Below are 16,298 nucleotides of genomic sequence, written 5' to 3'. Positions count from 1 at the left end.
TTCTGGACGTGTCCCGACCGCGTGTGGGTGTGGCCGTGCTGACCATGGGAACCCGGCCCGTCGAGCTGCGAGCCCTGCTCGACTCCGTGGCCGGGCAGCAGGAGGCCGCCGCGCGCGTCGTGGTGGTCGGCAACGGCTCGCCGCTGCCCGGTCTGCCCGACGGGGTCATCGGGGTGGAGCTGGAGAAGAACCTCGGGGTCTCCGGCGGACGCAATGTCGCCATGGAGAAGCTCCGCGAGTACGGCGACGTGGACATCCTCGTGGACCTGGACGACGACGGCCTGCTCATCGAGTCCGACGTCATCGGCCGGATCGCCGATCTGTACGAGGCCGACCCCGGGCTCGGCATCGTCAGCTTCCGCATCGCCGACGAGACCGGCTTCACCCAGCGGCGGCACGTACCCCGGCTGCGCGTCGACGACCCGATGCGCGGCGGGGAAGTGACCACCTTCCTCGGCGGCGGACACGCGCTGTCCATGCCGATGCTGGAGGAGACCGGCGGCTGGCCCGACGCGTTCTTCTTCACGCACGAGGAAACCGACCTCGCGTGGCGTGCGCTGGACGCGGGCTGGAAGATCCGTTACGAGCCGGAGCTCGTGCTCCAGCACCCCAGGACCTCCCCCGCCCGGCACGCCGAGTTCTACCGGATGACCGCCCGCAACCGAGTCTGGCTGGCCCGCCGCCACCTCCCCGCGCTCCTCGTGCCGGTCTACCTCGGCACCTGGATCCTGCTCACGGTGGCCCGCACGCGCTCGGCGAGCGGACTGCGGGCCTGGTTCGGCGGATTCTTCGAGGGCGTAAGAACAGCCTGCGGCTCCCGCCGCCCCATGCGCTGGCGCACAGTCCGCCGCATGACAGCCCTGGGCCGCCCCCCGGTCATCTAGGCCCTGCGCCTGCGGTTCAGGACCGAGAGGTATTCGGGGCGAGCCGGGTCCTTCGATGTCGGGTGGGACACCGGCTCAGATGCTGGACAGCGTCGTCGCCAGCGACTGGAACCAGGCGCCGTAGGAGAACGGCTCGGGCGGGCTGACCTCCATGCCGAGTTCAGCGGCTGCCAGGGCGTAGTCCCCCTCGTCCAGGGGCAGCGCGAGCAACTCGTGGAGTTCGCCCACGAGGCGCGCGACCAGCTGGGGGTCGGTGGTGGCGGCATAGTCGGCGACGGCGGCGTCGTGGTCGGGGAACTCGTCGACGATGTCCTGCGAGAACCAGCCGCCGAGCAGTTGCGCTGTCTCCGGGAAGCGTGCGTGCCACTCCCAGTGCGTTTGCGGGGACGACGGTTCCGGGACGTCGCCTTCCTCGATGCTCTTCTTCAGGTGGTCGGCCAGCACCATCAGCCAGTCGCCGATCTCCGACTGGGGCATCCCGGTGTCCGGGATCGCATAGAACTCGCCCAGGCCGCGCCGGATGCGGCCCGGAGGGGTGCGGCTGTACTCGCGCAACTGGCGCTCCGCCTCAGCGATGGCCGAGGGGCGGGTGTGCCAGGTATGACGGAGGTACGCCTCCAGCGCGCGGCTGTGCCTCTCCGGGGTGTCGTCGGCCGGCTGACCCAGGTACGCGCGCATCACCTGGTCCAACTCGCCATACCGGCGGTCGTGTTCGAGGGGCTTCATGGACATGTGCGTACGGCCCCTACAGGTAGAACGGGATGGTCGTGTGGACGACGAAGCCGTGCGAGCTCGACGGCTCGCGGCGCAGCACCACGCGCGCCGCGCGGACGTCGACGGGCCCGCGGCCCGCCAGCAGCTCGGCTTCCAGCTGAACCCGGCCCACGGGCTCCTCGCGGGACGGCCAGGAGGCCTCGATCGTCAGCCGTGCCCGGGTGTGCTGGGCGAGCCAACGGTGGATGACCTGCTCGTTGGCGGTCACCACCTGCTGGGTGGCCCATTGGGCGGTCTCCCGGTCGGGATAGGAAGCGGAACGGGTCAGCATGGTCACCTTCCTCCAAGACACCGGGAACGATTGATTCCCGGTCCCTGTGCGTGCTCTCAGTTCGCGTTGAACGACCAGAAGACCCCGACCTCGTCCGCGCTCACGGCGATCAGTCCGAGATCCATCACGTGGTCGGTGAAGGACCGGCCGCCGGCGAGTTCGCTGGCGAGGAAGTCCGGCGAGGCGAAGGTCCGGGCCAGGTCGGAGGAGGTACGGAGGACGGCGTCGGCACCGAACCGGCCGAGCACCGTCCGCGCGTCGGCCAGCACATCGTCCCGGTCGGCGCGCGTCCGGACGGGGCGGCCCTCGAAGAACCACTCCTGGGACAGGGAGGCGAGCAGCTCAGTGGCAGCACAGAGCGTGACGGGATACGTCCACGCGTGCACCTGCTCGGCCGTGAGCGGCAGGAACGGATAGGAAGGACGAACGTTCTCGCGCCCCTCCTTGTCGATCTGCCATTCGAGTGTCCGCCAGCTCCGGGGGTCGGTGACCGACCGGTCCATCACCGCCAGGACGTCCCGTCCCCAGTCCTCGTGCCGTCGGGGCCCGGTCATCGCAAAGGTGTACACGTCGTCTAGGAGCCGCTCCAGCGCGGCGTCCCAGGCAGTGCTGTCGAGGGAGTTCATTCGGCTTCCGGTCGGTCGGTCATGGGGCGGGCATGGACGTGTAGATGATGTAGGGCGGATCGAGCCTGGAATCGTACTTCAGGATCGTCTTCACGTTCTTGACGTCGATCGCCTTCGCATTGAGCCCGTGGTCCTTGTACCCGGTCCCCGGGATGGTGTTGCCCGACCCGTCCGGATCGGGAGTGGGCTGCTTGGATACGTACCGGCCGCTGGCCTCGCCGTCTGGGGCCGGGCTCGTGAACGCCTGCGTCTTCCCCTCCGGAGGATTGGTGGCCAGCCACGCGTCGATCTCGGACTGCCTCGCCCGCAGGTTGTGTTCCGTCAGCCGTTGCGCGCCGGCCATGTCCTTGAAGGACGACGAGCCGCCGATCGAGGGCTTGCGCTGCTCCGGCCAGTTGTTGTTGTCATCGGCCTGGTCGCGCAAGCGTTGGGCGAGCTGCTCGTCGGTCTTGCCGACGTGCTTGTCCAGAGTGTGGCCGCCCCCCAGGTACTCATTGCCGGCCAGGTCGAAGGTGTGATTGCCGTTGGAGCCCGCTTCGGTCCACTGCTGCTTGTGCTTGAACTCCTCCAGAGCACGGACGCCGAAGCCGTGTGCGCGCGCAACGCCGGCCTCGAACTTGGGGGCGCTCAGGTACGCCTCGTCCAGCGGCCCCTTCAGCGCCTCCATGCGGGTGGTCAGACCCCCCAGGATGCCGGTGTACGTGTCGACGATCCGGTTCAGCTTGGCCGTGTCGATGTTCAGCACGGTCTTGACGTCGAACGACAGGATCAGCCCCGCGCCCTTGCCGATCACGGACGTGACCGTGCCGAGGAGGCTCTTGGGATCCTTGGGCTTGGCAAGGTCCTCGATGATCTCCTTGGCGGCCTTCCACATGGCGCGCTGAAGCTCGTCCGCGACATCGCGGTTCAGGTCGACGGCGGCTTCCGCGTACTCGCGCAGGATGGTGGCGATGTCGTCGGCCGTGTCCTTCAGCACGGCCATCACCGGTTCGCTGCCCGAGGGAACCCGCGGCTGGCCCTGGCCGGCGCCGACCGTCTGACCCCACTGGTAGCCGTGGAGCGACCGTCCCCAGGCCGTCCCTCCCCACAGAGCGCTGCAGAAGGTCCGCATGGCGGCTTCCCATTCGGCCTGCTGGTGGTTGGTGATGGCGCCGACGGCCTGGGTGAGCTGGTCTGCCACTGTCGTCGCCGTGATGGAGACGTTCATCCAGCTGTGACACAGAGAGTTGAGATAGTGCTGCTGCGGGAAGGGGTGGACGTCCGCCACCCTTCCCACCCGGAACACGTGCTTGCACAGCGGCTGGAGGACGTCCCTGACGATTTCGGGGATGCCCTCCATCAGACCGCGCAGGAGGTCGTCGCCGCCGTCGTCGTCGCCCCACTTGATGTCGGGTATCGAGTCGAACTTCGGGGCCTTGTCGATGACCGCCGGCCTGGGGCGCTGCTCGGCCGTCTTGCCGGGCTTGGGGTGGGCCGCCGCGTCCGCCTTGCTGTAGGCGTTGGCCGTCTCGGTGAAGCCGACGGCGACACCGCCGACACTCAGCACGGACCGGCCCCAGACCTCCAGCCAGCGGTTGCCGATCTTCTTGTAAGCCTGGGCGAAGTTCTGGGCCTCGGTGCCCGCGCCTCCGGCGTCGGGGTACTTGCCCAGCTCGTCCAGGAGTTTGTTGGCGCCCCGCACCAGGAAGTCCTGCTGCCCGGCGACCCGGCCGGAGACCGACCACAGGTCGCTCGGCTTGACGTCGATCGTGCCGCTGCCGCCCGGCGACTGGGCAGGGGCGGACGGTCCTGCCATCAGGCACCGCCTCCCCAGCCCTCAAGTACGGACCTGTTGGCCGCGGCGTAGTTGAGGTGCCCCTTGACCACGACCTCGTGGAGCCAGGCCTGGGCGGCCTTGAGGTCGTCGGCAGACCGGCTCCACTTGTCCAGCTCGTCGATGAATGCCTCGCGGGCCTCGCCGTCCCAGCTCAGTACGACCTTGGTGGCCCGTCCGTACAGCGTGTCCAGTTTCTCGTTAAGGGCGCGGAGGATCTCTTCCAGGTCCCCGGAAAGGCGCAGCAGAGTGGCGAAGTTGACGGTGATCCGGTCTTCGTCCGGCATGGTGCTGATCCCCCGTGGTTCAGACGTCCAGAATGCTGCTCTTCGACTGGCCGGCGTCCGGCGCAGGCGCCGGTTCGGGCACCGTGAGGGCGCGGGCGGCGGCGGACACATCCTCGCTCTCCTGTATCCGCCGGACCCGGGCCAGGGTGTCGAGCTCCTGCTCGGTGAAGCCGTCGCGCGAGGCGCGCATGGCCGCCTCAAGGAGGATCATCACCTGGCGGATGCGTACGGCGTCCTCGGCGACGCCGCGGTGCAGGGAGCGATACGCGGTGGCGGTGGGGCCCTGCCAGCCCGCGGCGACCTTGTCGACGACCTCGTCCATGCTGCGGGTCTGCTGTTCCAGATAGCGCTGCATCTCGTCGAGGTCGTTCACAAGCTTGGTGAGGTCGTCCCCCGACACATCCAGATCGGCATTGCGCATCCCGTGGCCCCCGCCCGTCACGCCTTTTCGTGCACTGTGCTCTGCGTATCGGTGGCCACTCTAGTTCCGTATGTCGCGGGTGGCTGAGTCAGATGGATTTATTGCCCGGCCGTGTCTGGTCTGGGGGTGGTGGTGTGGCCGGGGTGTGACGAAGTCTTCCCGGTCCCCGCAGCTGGGGACGGTGCGCCCGCGTATGGAATGTGTGGTCACCTCTGTGGTGGAGAAGCGTCTGGGCGCTCCGCCTGTCGCTGCCGAGTTTCTGCGCCGGCTTGATGTGGCCGGGACCGTCGACCGGCTGTGCCCGGGCCGGGACATCGCCCATGCGACGCAGGGCCAGTTCATCGAGGTGGTGGTGGCCACCCGGCTGACCGCGCCCGCACCTTTGTGGCGGGTGGACCGCTGGGCCCGTGAGTGGGCGGTGGACCAAGTCTCCAGGATCGAGCCGGAGCTGCTCACGACGACCGTCCGGGCCGGGCCCGCCCTGGACGCTATCGCCGCGCACATAAGGGAACTCGCAGACAGCGTCGGGGCCCGGACGATCGGCGAGTTCGGCATTGATGTGTCGACGTTCCACTGGGCCATGACAACTAGGCCCTGGCGGGTCTGAGCTGCGGCGCCCGCTTGCGGATGTGTGGGCGGTGCGGTTCGAGGATGCCGCCTCGGGAAATCCGCTCGGCAGCGCGCAGCAGCACACGGCACAGTGACCCCATGAACGGGCAAGGGCTGGACGACGACGGAACGATCACTCGCGAAGGCGCACTGGACCGTGTCCCGGCAGCATTCGCCCCCGTCGTCGATGCCACCCGCGCTCAAATCACCGGGACTTTCGGCAGCGCGCGGCTGCACAGTGCCTACCTCTACGGCAGCATCCCCCGCGGCACCGCCACTCCCGGCATCTCCGACCTCGACCTGCTGCTCGCCCTCCACGACGAGCCCACCGAAGCCGACCGCACCGACGCCAAGACGATCGAGACGACGCTCGACCACTCATTCCCCCAGATCGACGGCGTCGGCATCCTGCTGGTCGGCACGCGCACTGTGCTCAGCGACCTCGAACGCCACGATCTCGGCTTCTTCCTTGCCAGCCTCTGCACACCCCTGCTCGGCACCGACCTCGCGGAACAACTACCCCGCTACCGCCCAACAGCCTTGCTCGCCCGCGAAACGAACGGCGATCTCGCCCTCGCCCTCCCGCGCTGGCGCACCCGAGCCGCCGAAGCCGTCACGGACGCCGACCACAAGAACCTCAGCCGCGTCGTCGCCCGCCGTATCGTGCGCACAGGATTCACCCTGGTCATGCCCCGATGGGGCGGCTGGACCAGCGACCTCAACGAGTGCGCCGAACTCTTCGGCCGCTACTACCCCGAGCGCATTGGGCAGATGCGCATCGCCGCGACCACCGGCCGCGCACCCTCGGCCGATCCGACCGTACTCGGGATGCTCATCGACGACCTCGGTCCTTGGCTCGCGGCCGAATACACAGCCGTGCACGGCGATAAGGCACCGCGCCCCTGACGGGCGCCCCGCCCACGACCGAGAGGTATTCGGGGTGGGCCGGGTCGTGTTGAGCACCGTGGGGCCGCCCCTCCCGACACCACACAACCCGACCCACCCCGGGTACCTCTCGGTCCTGACCCGCAGACGACAACCCCGGAGCAGGTCGGCTTCGGCGTCCGAATAGGTTTGCCTTACTTATGTCCGGGAAGACCCCGGGCTGCCGTCAGGGAGGCCTCCCCACCGTGACCAGAACCTTCACTCGCCGTATCACCGTGGCTGCCGCCGCCACCGCGTTCGCCGTCTCGCTCACGGCGTGCGGCAGCGGTAACGACGAGCCCGTGGACAAGGCGTCCGACGGGGGTGCCTCGACGCACACGGTCACGACGGTCATGGGTGATGTGAAGGTCACGCACGCCCCCAAGCGGGTCGTCGTGCTGGACACCGACTCGCTCGACTCGGCCGTCACCCTCGGGATAACCCCGGTCGGCGCCACCACCGTTGTCGACAAGGCGCCCTTCTCCACCTACCTGCCCGAGGACAAGCTCAAGGGCATCGAGCCCGTCGGCCTGATCGCCGAGCCCAACCTCGAAGCCATCGCCGCGCTCAAGCCCGACCTGATCCTGAGCAGCAAGGTCCGCGACGAGAAGAACTACAAGGCGCTCTCCCAGATCGCCCCGACCGTGTTCTCCGACACCACCGGGCCGACCTGGCGCAAGAACTTCGGCCTGCACGCCGACGCCCTCGGCAAGGCGGACGAGGCGAAGAAGGTCGTCGCCGACTACGACGCACACGTGAACCGGCTGACCGAGGCGCTGGGCGGGGCCGAGGCTGCGAAGAAGACCAAGGTCGGCTTCGTACGGTTCGTGGAGGGCGCGGACACCCGGCTCTACCTGAACGACACGTTCGTCGGGTCCATCTTCACGGACCTCAAGGTCGGCCGGCCCGCCAACCAGGACACCACCGGCTTCTCCCTCGACGTCAGCCCGGAGCAGATCGACAAGGCCGACGCGGACGTCATCTTCTACTCCACCTACGGAGACCCGAAGAAGGCCAAGGAGACCGGCACCACCGGCGGTCCGCTGTGGAAGAACCTCGCCGCGGTGAAGAAGGGCATGACCTTCAAGGTCGACGACAACCTGTGGATGCTCGGCATCGGCTACACCGGTGCGGGCCAGGTGCTGGACGCGATGGAGAAGAGCTACTCCTCCGCCCCCCGGTAGGACCCCGTACGGCACAGCGACCTACGGCACAACGACCGGGCCCCGCACGGATATCCGTGCGGGGCCCGGTCGTGCGGCAGGCTCGAAGCCGTACGCCCCGTCACAAGCGCCCAGCGCGTCACCCCTTGTCACGGGTGCACGACCGCCGGGACGGCGTCCGTCATGCCCGCCGCCGTGACCCCCGGCGCCCCGAACGTCGTCCAGGCCGCGCGCTCCGGCACCCGCAGCACCGTCCGCCCCGCGACCGCGTTGAGAATCGTCGCCGCGCGCCACGCGCCGAGCGTGAGGTCGGGTGCGCCGATACCGTGCGTGTGCAGCTCGGCGTTCTGGACGTACAGCGCGCCGGACACCCGAGGATCGAGGGCGACCCGGTAGTCCCCGTCGATCTGGTAGCGGCCCTTGTCGTCCCAGTCCACGAGCTCCGCCATGGTGTCCAGGAAGGCCGGACGCGCCGCCGCGTACCCGGTGGCCGACACGATCGCCGACGTACGCACCTCGAACAGCTCGTCCTGCTCCGTGTGCCGGCACGTCAGCAGATAGCCGTCACCCTCGGACTCCGCGCCCACGATCGCCACCCCCGGGTGAAGCGCGGCGCGTGGTTCCGTGCCACCTATCGTCCGCTCGTACAGCTCGTCGTGGATCTCCCCGAGCGTCTCCTCGCTCACGCCCTTGTACAGCTGCCACTGCTCCCGTACGAGCCGCTCGCGCCGCTCCTCGGGCAGGGCGCGGAAGTAGCGGATGTAGTCGGGCGTGAAGTGCTCCAGGCCGATCTTGGAGTACTCCATCGGCGCGAAGGCGGGGGTACGGGCCAGCCAGCGGACGTACGGGCCGCCCGCGCCGTCGCCGTCCTGGTGGCGCAGCAGGTCGAGGGCGACCTCGGCTCCGGACTGGCCGGCCCCGACCACCGTGACATCGTCGAGCCCGGCCAGCCGCGCCCGGTGCGTGCGGTAGTCGGCGCTGTGCAGGACGCGCCCCGAGTGCGCGGGGGTGAACAGCGGGCGCAGCGGCTCCGGGACGACCGGGAGCGTGCCGACACCCAGCACGATCCGCCGCGCCAGCACGCGCGACACCGCGCCGCCCGCCGAGCGGTGGGTGACGGCGAACGCGTCGGCGCTCTCGTCCCACTCCAACTCCGTGACGCGCGCGTCGAAGCGGCACGACGGCAGGTGTTCGGCGACCCAGCGGCAGTAGTGGTCGTACTCACGGCGCGGGATGTGGAAGCGCTCCGAGAAGAAGAACGGGAACATCCGGTCGTGCTCCCGCAGATAGTTCAGGTACGACCAGGGGCTGGTCGGGTCCGCCATCGTCACCAGGTCGGCGAGGAAGGGGACTTGGAGGGCGGTCCCTTCCAGCAGCAGCCCCGGGTGCCAGGAGAAGGCGGGCTTGGCGTCGAGGAAGAGCGTGCGCAGGCCGGGAGCGCCGTCGGAGAGCGCCGCAAGCGAGAGGTTGAACGGGCCGATGCCGACGCCGACCAGGTCGTACACCCCAGCGGACCCCGTGGCCCCCGTGGACCCACTGGACCCGGTGGAGTCGTGACGTTCGTCGGGCTTGCTGTGCTCGGTCACCGCTGGGCCTCCGCGAGGGGATGGGGAAGGTCGATGTAGACGGGGTGGCACGCAGCCGCTCCAGACGGGCGCGCGGGACGCGCAGCGGCTCACCCTCGTCGGCGAGGCCGAGCGCGCCGAACGTGCCGAACGCGCCCACCAGGCCGAGAAGGCTGTCGATGCCCAGGTAGTACCCGACCCGGGCGGCGCGCACGCCGAGACGCGCGTCCGGCGGGTCGGGCGATTCAGGGATCGGTACGTGCCGCGTCTCAGGGACCGATACGGGCCGCGTCACAGCGCGTCCTCCTCCGCGCGCCCCGCCGCCACGACGGCGTGCAGCAGCCGCTCCACCTCGGCGGGCGTGGTGTGCGGGTTGAGCAGGGTGAGCTTGAGCCGTACGCGCCCCGGGCCCTCGCCGGGGAGTTCCGTACGCCCGACCACGGCCCGGCCCTCGCGCAGCAGCCTGCGCCGCAGCGCGGCGTTGATCTCGTCGCTGCGCGCCGCGTCGGCCGGCAGATAGCGGAACAGAAAGGCCGTCAGCACCGGTTCGGAGTGCAGCTCCAGCCCCGGATGGTCCCGTACGGTCCGCGCCCCCGACTCCGCCAGCTCACGGCAGGCGTCGACGAGCCGGCCCAGGCCCTCCCGGCCCAGCGTCCGCAGCGTGACCGCGATCTTGAAGGCGTCGGCGCGTCGCGTCGTACGCAGCGACAGCCCGAGCAGGCTCGGGTAACCGGCCTCCTCGTCGTCGGCGGGGTTGAGATAGACCGCCCGCCGCGCGAGCGAGGCGTACGTCTCCGAGTGCCGCACCAGGAAGATGCCTGCGGCGGCCGGCTGCCAGCCGAGCTTGTGCCAGTCGAGGGAGACGGAGTCGGCGAGTCCGAGGCCGTCGAGCAGCGGCGCGAGCCGGTCGGACAGCAGGGCGCCGCCGCCGTACGCGGCGTCCACATGCAGCCAGGCGCCGTGCTCGGCGGCCAGCGCCGCGCACGCGCGCAGCGGGTCGATCGCACCGGTGTCGGTGTTTCCTGCCGTGGCCACGATGGCGAGCGGCAGTTCCCCGCGCTCGGCGCAGCCGTCGAGCGCGGCCGCCAACGCCTCTGGATCCATGCGCAGTTGGTGGTCGACGGGGACCGGCAGCACCGCGTCCTCGCCGAGCCCGAGGAGCGCGGCCGCGCGCTGTACGGAGAAGTGCGCGGCGGCGGACGCGAGGATGCGCGGCCGAGCCGCGCGGCCGGTGCCCGTGCCCCTGCCCGCACCGGAACCCGCGCACGGTACGCCCGCCAGCTCGATCTGCCGCCCGGCCGCCGCGCCGAGCACGCGGTCCCTCGCCAGCATCAGGCCCATCAGATTGGACTCCGTACCACCGGAGGTGAGCACCCCCGCGGCCCGCTCGGAGTCGTACCCGACGAGCCGCGCCAGCTCCTGGAGCAGCAGGGTCTCCAGGGCGGTCGCGGCGGGAGCCTGGTCCCAGGAGTCCTGGGAGGGGTTGAGGGCGGAGACGGCGAGATCGGCCGCGACCGCGACGGCGAGGGGCGGGCAGTGCAGATGGGCCGCGCAGGACGCGTCGGCCGGATCGGCGCTGCCCTGGGCGAGCAGGACGGTGAGCCGGTCGAGCGCGGCGGCGCCGGTGACGGCGCTCGCGCCGCCGAACACCTCGGCGACCGCCGCCGCCGTCTCCCCCGGCCGCCCGGCGGCGATGGGCCCGCCACGCCGCCCGGCGCCCTCGGCGAGCGCGCCCAGGACGGTCGCCACCAGCGGCTCCAGGGCCTGCGGCCCGTCGACCCCGCCGGACAGCGCGGTCCCGGTATCGATCCCGCGTGGAGCGGCCCCGCCCAGCGCCTCGTCCACCGCCGTGACCAGCGCTTCCGCTTCCGTCGTCATGAGCGCCGTCCGGCCGTCGCGGCCTCGACGATCGCGTCCGTCAGGCGGTCCAGGACCGCTTCCGCCTCTTCGTCCGTGATGACCAGCGGCGGAAGGAGGCGCAGCGTGGAGCCGAAGCGGCCGCCCAGTTCGACGATCAGGCCGCGGTCGAGGCACGCCGAGCGGACCCGGTCCGCCAGTTCCGGCGCGACCGGGTGGGCGCCGCAGGAGTCCAAAGGCCCCTCCGGGTCGACCAGTTCGACGCCGATCATCAGGCCGCGGCCCCGTACGTCACCGATCACCGGCAGTTCGGAGCGCAGCCCCTCCAGCCGGGCGGTCATCCGCGCACCGACGATCGCGGCGCGCTCGACCAGGCCCTCACCCGCCACGTACCGCAGCGTCGCCGCACCCGTGGCCATCGCCAGGGTGTTGCCGCGGAACGTGCCCGTGTGGGCGCCGGGCAGCCAGCCGTCGTAGTCCTGGTCGTACACGATCACGGCCAGCGGCAGGCTGCCGCCGATCGCCTTCGACATCACGATCGCGTCCGGCACGATACCGCTGTGCTCGATGGCCCAGAACGCACCGGTGCGCCCGACACCCGTCTGCACCTCGTCCACGATCAGCGGGATCTCCCGCTCACGGGTGATCCGCCGCATCGCACGCAGCCAGCCGTCCGGCGCGGGCACCGCGCCGCCCTCGCCCTGCACCGCTTCGAGGATCATCGCGGCGGGCCGTACGACGCCGCCCGACGGATCGTCGAGCAGCCGCTCGGTGTACGTCGCGGACAGCTCGGCGCCCCGCTCGCCGCCGACCCCGAACGGGCAGCGGTACGCGTACGGATAGGGCAGCCGGGTCACCTCGGACCCGCTCCCCGCGACCTGCTCCCTGATCGCGACACTGCCGGTCGCCGCCAGCGCGCCCGCGGTCATGCCGTGGTACGCGCCGGTGAACGCGAGCGTGCCGCGCCGCCCGGTCGCGGTCTGCATCAGCTTCAGCGCCGCCTCCACCGCGTCCGTGCCCGCGGGACCGCAGAAGTGGATCCTGGCGCGGTCGGCGAAGGGCTTCGGGAGCGTCGCGAAGAGCGCGTCGGTGAAGTCGTCCTTCTCCGGCGTCGCCAGGTCGAGGACATGCAGCGGCGCCCCGCTGTCCATCGTGCGGCGCATGGCCTCCAGCACGACGGGGTGGTTGTGCCCGAGCGCCAGCGTCCCGGCCCCGGAGAGGCAGTCGAGGTAGCGGCGGCCGTCCGTCCCCTCGATCGTCATGCCCTTGGCGCGGGCCGGGACGATCGGGAACGAACGGGCGTACGTGCGCGCCGAGGACTCCCTGGCGCGCTGCCGGCGCAGGATGCCTTCGGCGTCGGCGGTCGCGTCCACGGCGGACCGCGCGTTCGCGGGCAGGGTGATGGGGGGCACGGTCATGAAGCGGCTCCGGAGTATGAGGGAGGGAGGCTCAGAGCAGAGGGCGCTCGGCGACGGGGTGGCCGAGAAAGGCGTGGTCCGCGACAAGGAACCGGCCGGGTTCGAGGACGGCCTTCCCCCCGGCCGGCGGCTGTATCTCCGCGGCCAGTTCACCGGACCGCGGCGCGGCGGAGGGCGGCGCGGCGGAAGGCGGGAACCGGACGGACACGGCTACTCCGGTCCCCGGTCGGGCGTCAGGCCGTCCCACCACAGGGAGTCCTCGGGCAGCGTGCAGCCGTAGCGGAAGCCGGCCACCTCGTCCCCCTCCAGTGCGGCGGTGAGGACGGCGTTGGGTGTCGGCATGGTCCCCCCTGAATGGATAGAGCGGTCGACAACCTCATCGGATCCGGCCAGATACTTAGGTGAGCCTAACCAAATGATTTCCGGTGCGAACGCCAAACGCGCCAGAACGGCCGCGGAACATTTCCTGCCACCGCCCCTCTCTACAACGACCATGGGGCCATTACGTGTTCACGGACGCGGGTGCCACTTCGCCCGCCGTTCCGCGCGCTCGGGGTTGATGCCGGTGTCGATGAGGATCTGTCGCGCTTCCGTGCTGTTGCCCGCGAGTACCGCCTTCGCCATCGCCTCACGTGCGGCGTCCCGGGTCGCCCGGGGCGGCACGACGAGCAGCGCGAAGTGATCGTTCTCACCACGGGTGACGAGCACCGTGTCGTCGCCGGTCGGCGACCAGTCGATACGGACCGCACGGCCGTCGATGATCAGCCGTCCCGGGGCTTCGTCCCAGGCGACCGTGTCGAGGCCGATCCGGGTCAGCGGACCGAGATGCTCCGTCAGGGCCGTTACCAGGGCGGGGAGTTCGATCTCCGTCTCCCGGGAGTGCGGCCACCAGGCGCCGTCGAGCGGGCCGTCACGGGCCGAGGTGGTCCGTAGCCGCAGCAGCACCGTCCCCGGCGCCACCCGGCGGTGCAGGGTGTCCGGGAGCAGCCCCGCGGGATGCGCGGTGAGTACGGAAAACGGATGGGTGGAAGAGGAGTCGGCCGTCATGACGTGCCGCCCGTCCGCGGACGTCCTGTGAAAGCGGAGCCCGCTGATCGTCCGGGGCGACGTCGATGCGACTACCGGCGTACGAGAGACCTCGGGTGGTGCTCGCGCGAGGAGCGCGAGGAGTTCGGATGGTTATGCGTGGTTCTCGTGCCTCTTCCAGCCTACTGCCGGCACCCGCTCCGTCCACGGCCCGACCGGAGGAGCTTCCGGCCGGCTGCCCGCACTCGGCTTCAGGCCGACTGCTCGTACTCGCGGAGGACCTCGTCGAGGACCCGCTTCGCCGCGGCCGCCTTGCCCGGGTCGCCGTCGAGACCCTCGGCGTAGGTGATGAGGGCCTTCCACAGCGCCCAGCCGCGGCCACGCGCCCAGGTCGCGGGATCGACGGACAGCGCGTCCCGGAACGCCTGCCGGCTCTCGCCCGACAGGAGCGTCCACGCGATGACCGTGTCACAGGCGGGATCGCCGACGCCCGAGCAGCCGAAATCGATGACAGCGGCCAACCGCCCGTCCCTGACCAGCAGGTTCCCGGAGGCGATATCGCCATGGAACCAGACCGGCTTGTCGTTCCAGGTGGCCCGGAGAGCCGTCTCCCACGCCTCGGCCGCCGCCTCGCCCGCGATCCGGTCGCCCAGCGCCTCGATCGTGCGCCGGGTCTCGTCGTCGTACGTCGTCAGCGGCCCGCCACGGAATCCGGCGTGCCGCGCGGGCGGCGGTCCGTCGGCCGGGTCGATCCGCTGCAGGGCTACGAGGAAGCCGGCCAGGTCGGTGGCGAACTCGGTCAGGTCGCCGATGGACTCGTCACTCGCGGTCTCCCCCTTGATCCACCGGTAGACGGACCAGTTGAGGGGGTAGCCCTCGCCGGGCACCCCCTTCGCCACGGGGGCGGGGATGGGGAGCGGCAGATGGGCGGCGAGGGACGGCAGCCACCGCTGTTCCTTGTCGACCTGCCCGTCGTACCCCGGGCCGCTGGGCAGCCGCACCGTCATGGCGTCGCCGAGATGAAAGGTCCGGTTGTCCACCCCGCCGACCGCGACGGATCCCACGGGGAGACCGGCCCACTGCGGGAACTGCGCGTCGATCAATCGTCGGGCCAGTGCCGCGTCAATCGTCGGGAAGGCCGGCGCAGCCGGTTGATCATCGAATCCACGGTGTTCGTCCTCGCTCACCCGACCCAGCCTCCGGGCAACGCCCTCGCGTGGCAACTGGTTTTTTTCCGGCCCGTACACGCGTTTCCTGGCCCGTACACGCCCCTACGCCACCGACAGCTTCGGAGTAGGCTGGAGTAACCGAGGGCATTTCGTACACCCGCTTCCATGCCGGTGTCGTTCCCGGATTCTCACGAAACCCGGGCGGCTGAACACGCGCCCGGAGGCGGGTCAGTCATATGACGACCACTCTCGACCTCGCGGCAGCATCAGAAGCGGGGAAGATCCCGGCACAGCCTGACGAGTCGGCGCGGCCGGTCCGGCTGACGCTGGCGCCGGGAGGCCGGAGCTCGGGGGCGCTGGACGGCGCCTGGTGGCCCAGGTCCCGTGATCTCGCGCTCGAACTTCCCCCGCTGGTGGCGGCCATGGACGACACCTGGGGCCGAATCACCCGGGCCCTGGTGAACCCGGCCCACTGGCCGGTGGTTCCGCGCAAGGTGCAGTTGGCGGCGCGCATGCTGCACGTGGGCTGGTTCGCGGCGGAGCAGGACCCGCACAAGGTGATCCTGCTGTCCTACTCGGTGGGCCGCTGGGATCTGCTGGTGATCCCGCCCGAGACGTCGGCGGCGGCGGCCGCCCGGCTGATGAAGGCGGCGGCCGACCCGAGGAACCTGCTGACCGCGAGCGCTCTGGTGGCAGGGGAAGCTCTGGTGGAGGAAGCCGGCGAGGCCGACGAGACGGGAGAAGCGAAGGAGGCGAACGTGTGATGGGCGGCTGGATCAGCGTAGTGGTGATCCTGGGCATGATCGCGGTGGGAGTCCTGCTGATCCACCTGGTCAACGGACAGCACCGGCGGCGCATGGCCACGTACACCTTCGGCAAGACGCTCTGGGATCCGCGGAACCGCGTGGTCCGTCGCAGCGACCGCGGCGATCCCCATGATCACCGGACCTGGGGACGCGGCCACTTCCGGCAGCATCTGCGGATCCGGGGCCGGGGCAGAGGCCACGGCGGAACGGGAACCGGTACGGGGACCGATACGAGAACCCGGACGGCGGCAGAAGCGGGGACCGGGACCGGTGCGGGGCAGGGCGAGCGCCCATGACGCGCTCGCGCTCCCGCTCGGATCTCCCCTCCGGCGACCGCGCACCGTCGGACCGCGTACCGTCGGCGGACTCGGTGCCGTCGTCCCGCGTGGCGCCGAAGAGGCTGTCCGTACGGACGCTGCCGCCGCCGGATCTCGCGGAGGTACGCGTCATCGCCGCGTCCCCGGACACGGCGCAGCTCGTCGCGGATGTCCTCCGTACCGTCTTCGCCGCCACCGAGCCGCGCAGCTACCCCGCCGACCGGCGGCGGGGCGGGACCAGGCTGCACCTCACCGTGGACATCGGCCACCCGTCCGCGTCGCCGAACCCGAACCGCGGTCTGCGTCAGGGCTCGGCCCTGCTGCACGACGACGAGATCTGACGGACGACGCGAGCAGCGCGGCGTACG

Annotated in this window: 20 protein-coding genes; 7 read left to right on the top strand and 13 right to left on the bottom strand. The window is 70.8% G+C overall.

The window, feature by feature from the left end; translation table 11 throughout:
- Nucleotides 1-8: 8 nt before the first annotated feature.
- The gene (locus ACFVWW_RS10225) at nucleotides 9-884 is read left to right on the top strand and encodes a glycosyltransferase family 2 protein (protein ID WP_386877157.1); all 876 of its coding nucleotides are present in this window, start codon (nucleotides 9-11) and stop codon (nucleotides 882-884) included.
- 75 nt (nucleotides 885-959) lie between these two features.
- Here the strand turns inward: ACFVWW_RS10225 and ACFVWW_RS10220 are convergent, their stop codons facing one another.
- Genes ACFVWW_RS10220 through ACFVWW_RS10195 form a run of 6 tightly spaced genes read right to left on the bottom strand, consistent with a single transcriptional unit; the run spans nucleotide 960 to nucleotide 5,076 of the window.
- Nucleotides 960-1,616 carry a contact-dependent growth inhibition system immunity protein gene (locus ACFVWW_RS10220; RefSeq protein WP_386877155.1) on the bottom strand — a complete coding sequence of 219 codons (657 nt, stop codon included), beginning with the start codon at nucleotides 1,614-1,616 and terminating at the stop codon, nucleotides 960-962.
- Nucleotides 1,617-1,629: 13 nt separating this feature from the next.
- The gene (locus ACFVWW_RS10215; RefSeq protein WP_384328595.1) at nucleotides 1,630-1,929 is read right to left on the bottom strand and encodes an RNase A-like domain-containing protein; all 300 of its coding nucleotides are present in this window, start codon (nucleotides 1,927-1,929) and stop codon (nucleotides 1,630-1,632) included.
- Between the two features lie 56 nt (nucleotides 1,930-1,985).
- The gene (locus ACFVWW_RS10210; RefSeq protein WP_386877152.1) at nucleotides 1,986-2,555 is read right to left on the bottom strand and encodes a hypothetical protein; all 570 of its coding nucleotides are present in this window, start codon (nucleotides 2,553-2,555) and stop codon (nucleotides 1,986-1,988) included.
- A 19-nt stretch (nucleotides 2,556-2,574) separates the two neighbouring features.
- Nucleotides 2,575-4,350, bottom strand: a complete 1,776-nt coding sequence (locus tag ACFVWW_RS10205) for an RNase A-like domain-containing protein (RefSeq protein WP_386877150.1) — start codon at nucleotides 4,348-4,350, stop codon at nucleotides 2,575-2,577.
- Nucleotides 4,350-4,655: a WXG100 family type VII secretion target gene (locus ACFVWW_RS10200; RefSeq protein ID WP_384328603.1), complete on the bottom strand. Its 306-nt coding sequence runs from the start codon at nucleotides 4,653-4,655 to the stop codon at nucleotides 4,350-4,352. The genes ACFVWW_RS10205 and ACFVWW_RS10200 overlap by 1 nt, the downstream gene beginning before the upstream one ends.
- 19 nt (nucleotides 4,656-4,674) lie before the next feature.
- Nucleotides 4,675-5,076 (bottom strand): WXG100 family type VII secretion target, encoded by a 402-nt coding sequence (locus ACFVWW_RS10195; protein ID WP_384328606.1) that lies wholly within the window; start codon nucleotides 5,074-5,076, stop codon nucleotides 4,675-4,677.
- A 193-nt stretch (nucleotides 5,077-5,269) separates the two neighbouring features.
- On the opposite strand from ACFVWW_RS10195, the gene ACFVWW_RS10190 reads away from it, so the two are divergent.
- The 3 genes from ACFVWW_RS10190 to ACFVWW_RS10180 all read left to right on the top strand — a co-directional run bounded on the left by ACFVWW_RS10190 (nucleotide 5,270) and on the right by ACFVWW_RS10180 (nucleotide 7,793).
- The gene (locus ACFVWW_RS10190; protein WP_389679452.1) at nucleotides 5,270-5,683 is read left to right on the top strand and encodes a DUF4277 domain-containing protein; all 414 of its coding nucleotides are present in this window, start codon (nucleotides 5,270-5,272) and stop codon (nucleotides 5,681-5,683) included.
- A gap of 101 nt (nucleotides 5,684-5,784) precedes the next feature.
- Entirely contained in the window at nucleotides 5,785-6,591 is an 807-nt protein-coding gene (locus ACFVWW_RS10185; protein WP_386877145.1) for a nucleotidyltransferase domain-containing protein, read from the top strand.
- Between the two features lie 224 nt (nucleotides 6,592-6,815).
- Nucleotides 6,816-7,793: an ABC transporter substrate-binding protein gene (locus tag ACFVWW_RS10180; RefSeq protein ID WP_386877143.1), complete on the top strand. Its 978-nt coding sequence runs from the start codon at nucleotides 6,816-6,818 to the stop codon at nucleotides 7,791-7,793.
- Between the two features lie 128 nt (nucleotides 7,794-7,921).
- On the opposite strand, the gene ACFVWW_RS10175 is transcribed toward ACFVWW_RS10180, so the two are convergent.
- The 7 genes from ACFVWW_RS10175 to ACFVWW_RS10145 form a co-directional block, all read right to left on the bottom strand.
- Nucleotides 7,922-9,358 carry a lysine N(6)-hydroxylase/L-ornithine N(5)-oxygenase family protein gene (locus ACFVWW_RS10175; RefSeq protein WP_386877141.1) on the bottom strand — a complete coding sequence of 479 codons (1,437 nt, stop codon included), beginning with the start codon at nucleotides 9,356-9,358 and terminating at the stop codon, nucleotides 7,922-7,924.
- Between the two features lie 270 nt (nucleotides 9,359-9,628).
- Nucleotides 9,629-11,215, bottom strand: a complete 1,587-nt coding sequence (locus ACFVWW_RS10170; RefSeq protein WP_386877139.1) for a pyridoxal phosphate-dependent decarboxylase family protein — start codon at nucleotides 11,213-11,215, stop codon at nucleotides 9,629-9,631.
- On the bottom strand, nucleotides 11,212-12,612 hold the full coding sequence (locus ACFVWW_RS10165) for a diaminobutyrate--2-oxoglutarate transaminase (protein WP_386877137.1): 1,401 nt from the start codon (nucleotides 12,610-12,612) through the stop codon (nucleotides 11,212-11,214). Before ACFVWW_RS10165 ends, ACFVWW_RS10170 begins: the two co-directional genes overlap by 4 nt.
- A gap of 31 nt (nucleotides 12,613-12,643) precedes the next feature.
- Nucleotides 12,644-12,820, bottom strand: coding sequence for a hypothetical protein (locus tag ACFVWW_RS10160; RefSeq protein ID WP_386877135.1), 177 nt, complete (start codon nucleotides 12,818-12,820; stop codon nucleotides 12,644-12,646).
- A 2-nt stretch (nucleotides 12,821-12,822) separates the two neighbouring features.
- Complete coding sequence (locus ACFVWW_RS10155; protein WP_384179152.1) at nucleotides 12,823-12,954, bottom strand: hypothetical protein; 132 nt, start codon at nucleotides 12,952-12,954, stop codon at nucleotides 12,823-12,825.
- 168 nt (nucleotides 12,955-13,122) lie between these two features.
- Nucleotides 13,123-13,659 carry a DUF5994 family protein gene (locus ACFVWW_RS10150; RefSeq protein ID WP_386877133.1) on the bottom strand — a complete coding sequence of 179 codons (537 nt, stop codon included), beginning with the start codon at nucleotides 13,657-13,659 and terminating at the stop codon, nucleotides 13,123-13,125.
- Between the two features lie 230 nt (nucleotides 13,660-13,889).
- The gene (locus ACFVWW_RS10145; protein WP_386877131.1) at nucleotides 13,890-14,825 is read right to left on the bottom strand and encodes an aminoglycoside phosphotransferase family protein; all 936 of its coding nucleotides are present in this window, start codon (nucleotides 14,823-14,825) and stop codon (nucleotides 13,890-13,892) included.
- 218 nt (nucleotides 14,826-15,043) lie between these two features.
- Here ACFVWW_RS10145 and ACFVWW_RS10140 point away from each other — a divergent pair, with 218 nt between their 5' ends.
- Genes ACFVWW_RS10140 through ACFVWW_RS10130 form a run of 3 tightly spaced genes read left to right on the top strand, consistent with a single transcriptional unit; the run spans nucleotide 15,044 to nucleotide 16,271 of the window.
- A complete protein-coding gene (locus tag ACFVWW_RS10140) occupies nucleotides 15,044-15,571 on the top strand; it encodes a DUF5994 family protein (protein WP_384179146.1) in 528 nt (175 codons plus the stop codon).
- On the top strand, nucleotides 15,571-15,909 hold the full coding sequence (locus tag ACFVWW_RS10135) for a hypothetical protein (RefSeq protein WP_386877129.1): 339 nt from the start codon (nucleotides 15,571-15,573) through the stop codon (nucleotides 15,907-15,909). The genes ACFVWW_RS10140 and ACFVWW_RS10135 overlap by 1 nt, the downstream gene beginning before the upstream one ends.
- On the top strand, nucleotides 15,906-16,271 hold the full coding sequence (locus ACFVWW_RS10130) for a hypothetical protein (RefSeq protein ID WP_384179142.1): 366 nt from the start codon (nucleotides 15,906-15,908) through the stop codon (nucleotides 16,269-16,271). Before ACFVWW_RS10135 ends, ACFVWW_RS10130 begins: the two co-directional genes overlap by 4 nt.
- Nucleotides 16,272-16,298: the final 27 nt, after the last annotated feature.

The organism is Streptomyces sp. NPDC058198, from assembly GCF_042882605.1.
In the GTDB taxonomy this organism is placed as follows: domain Bacteria; phylum Actinomycetota; class Actinomycetes; order Streptomycetales; family Streptomycetaceae; genus Streptomyces.
This window is presented reverse-complemented; position numbering and strand designations above follow the sequence as displayed.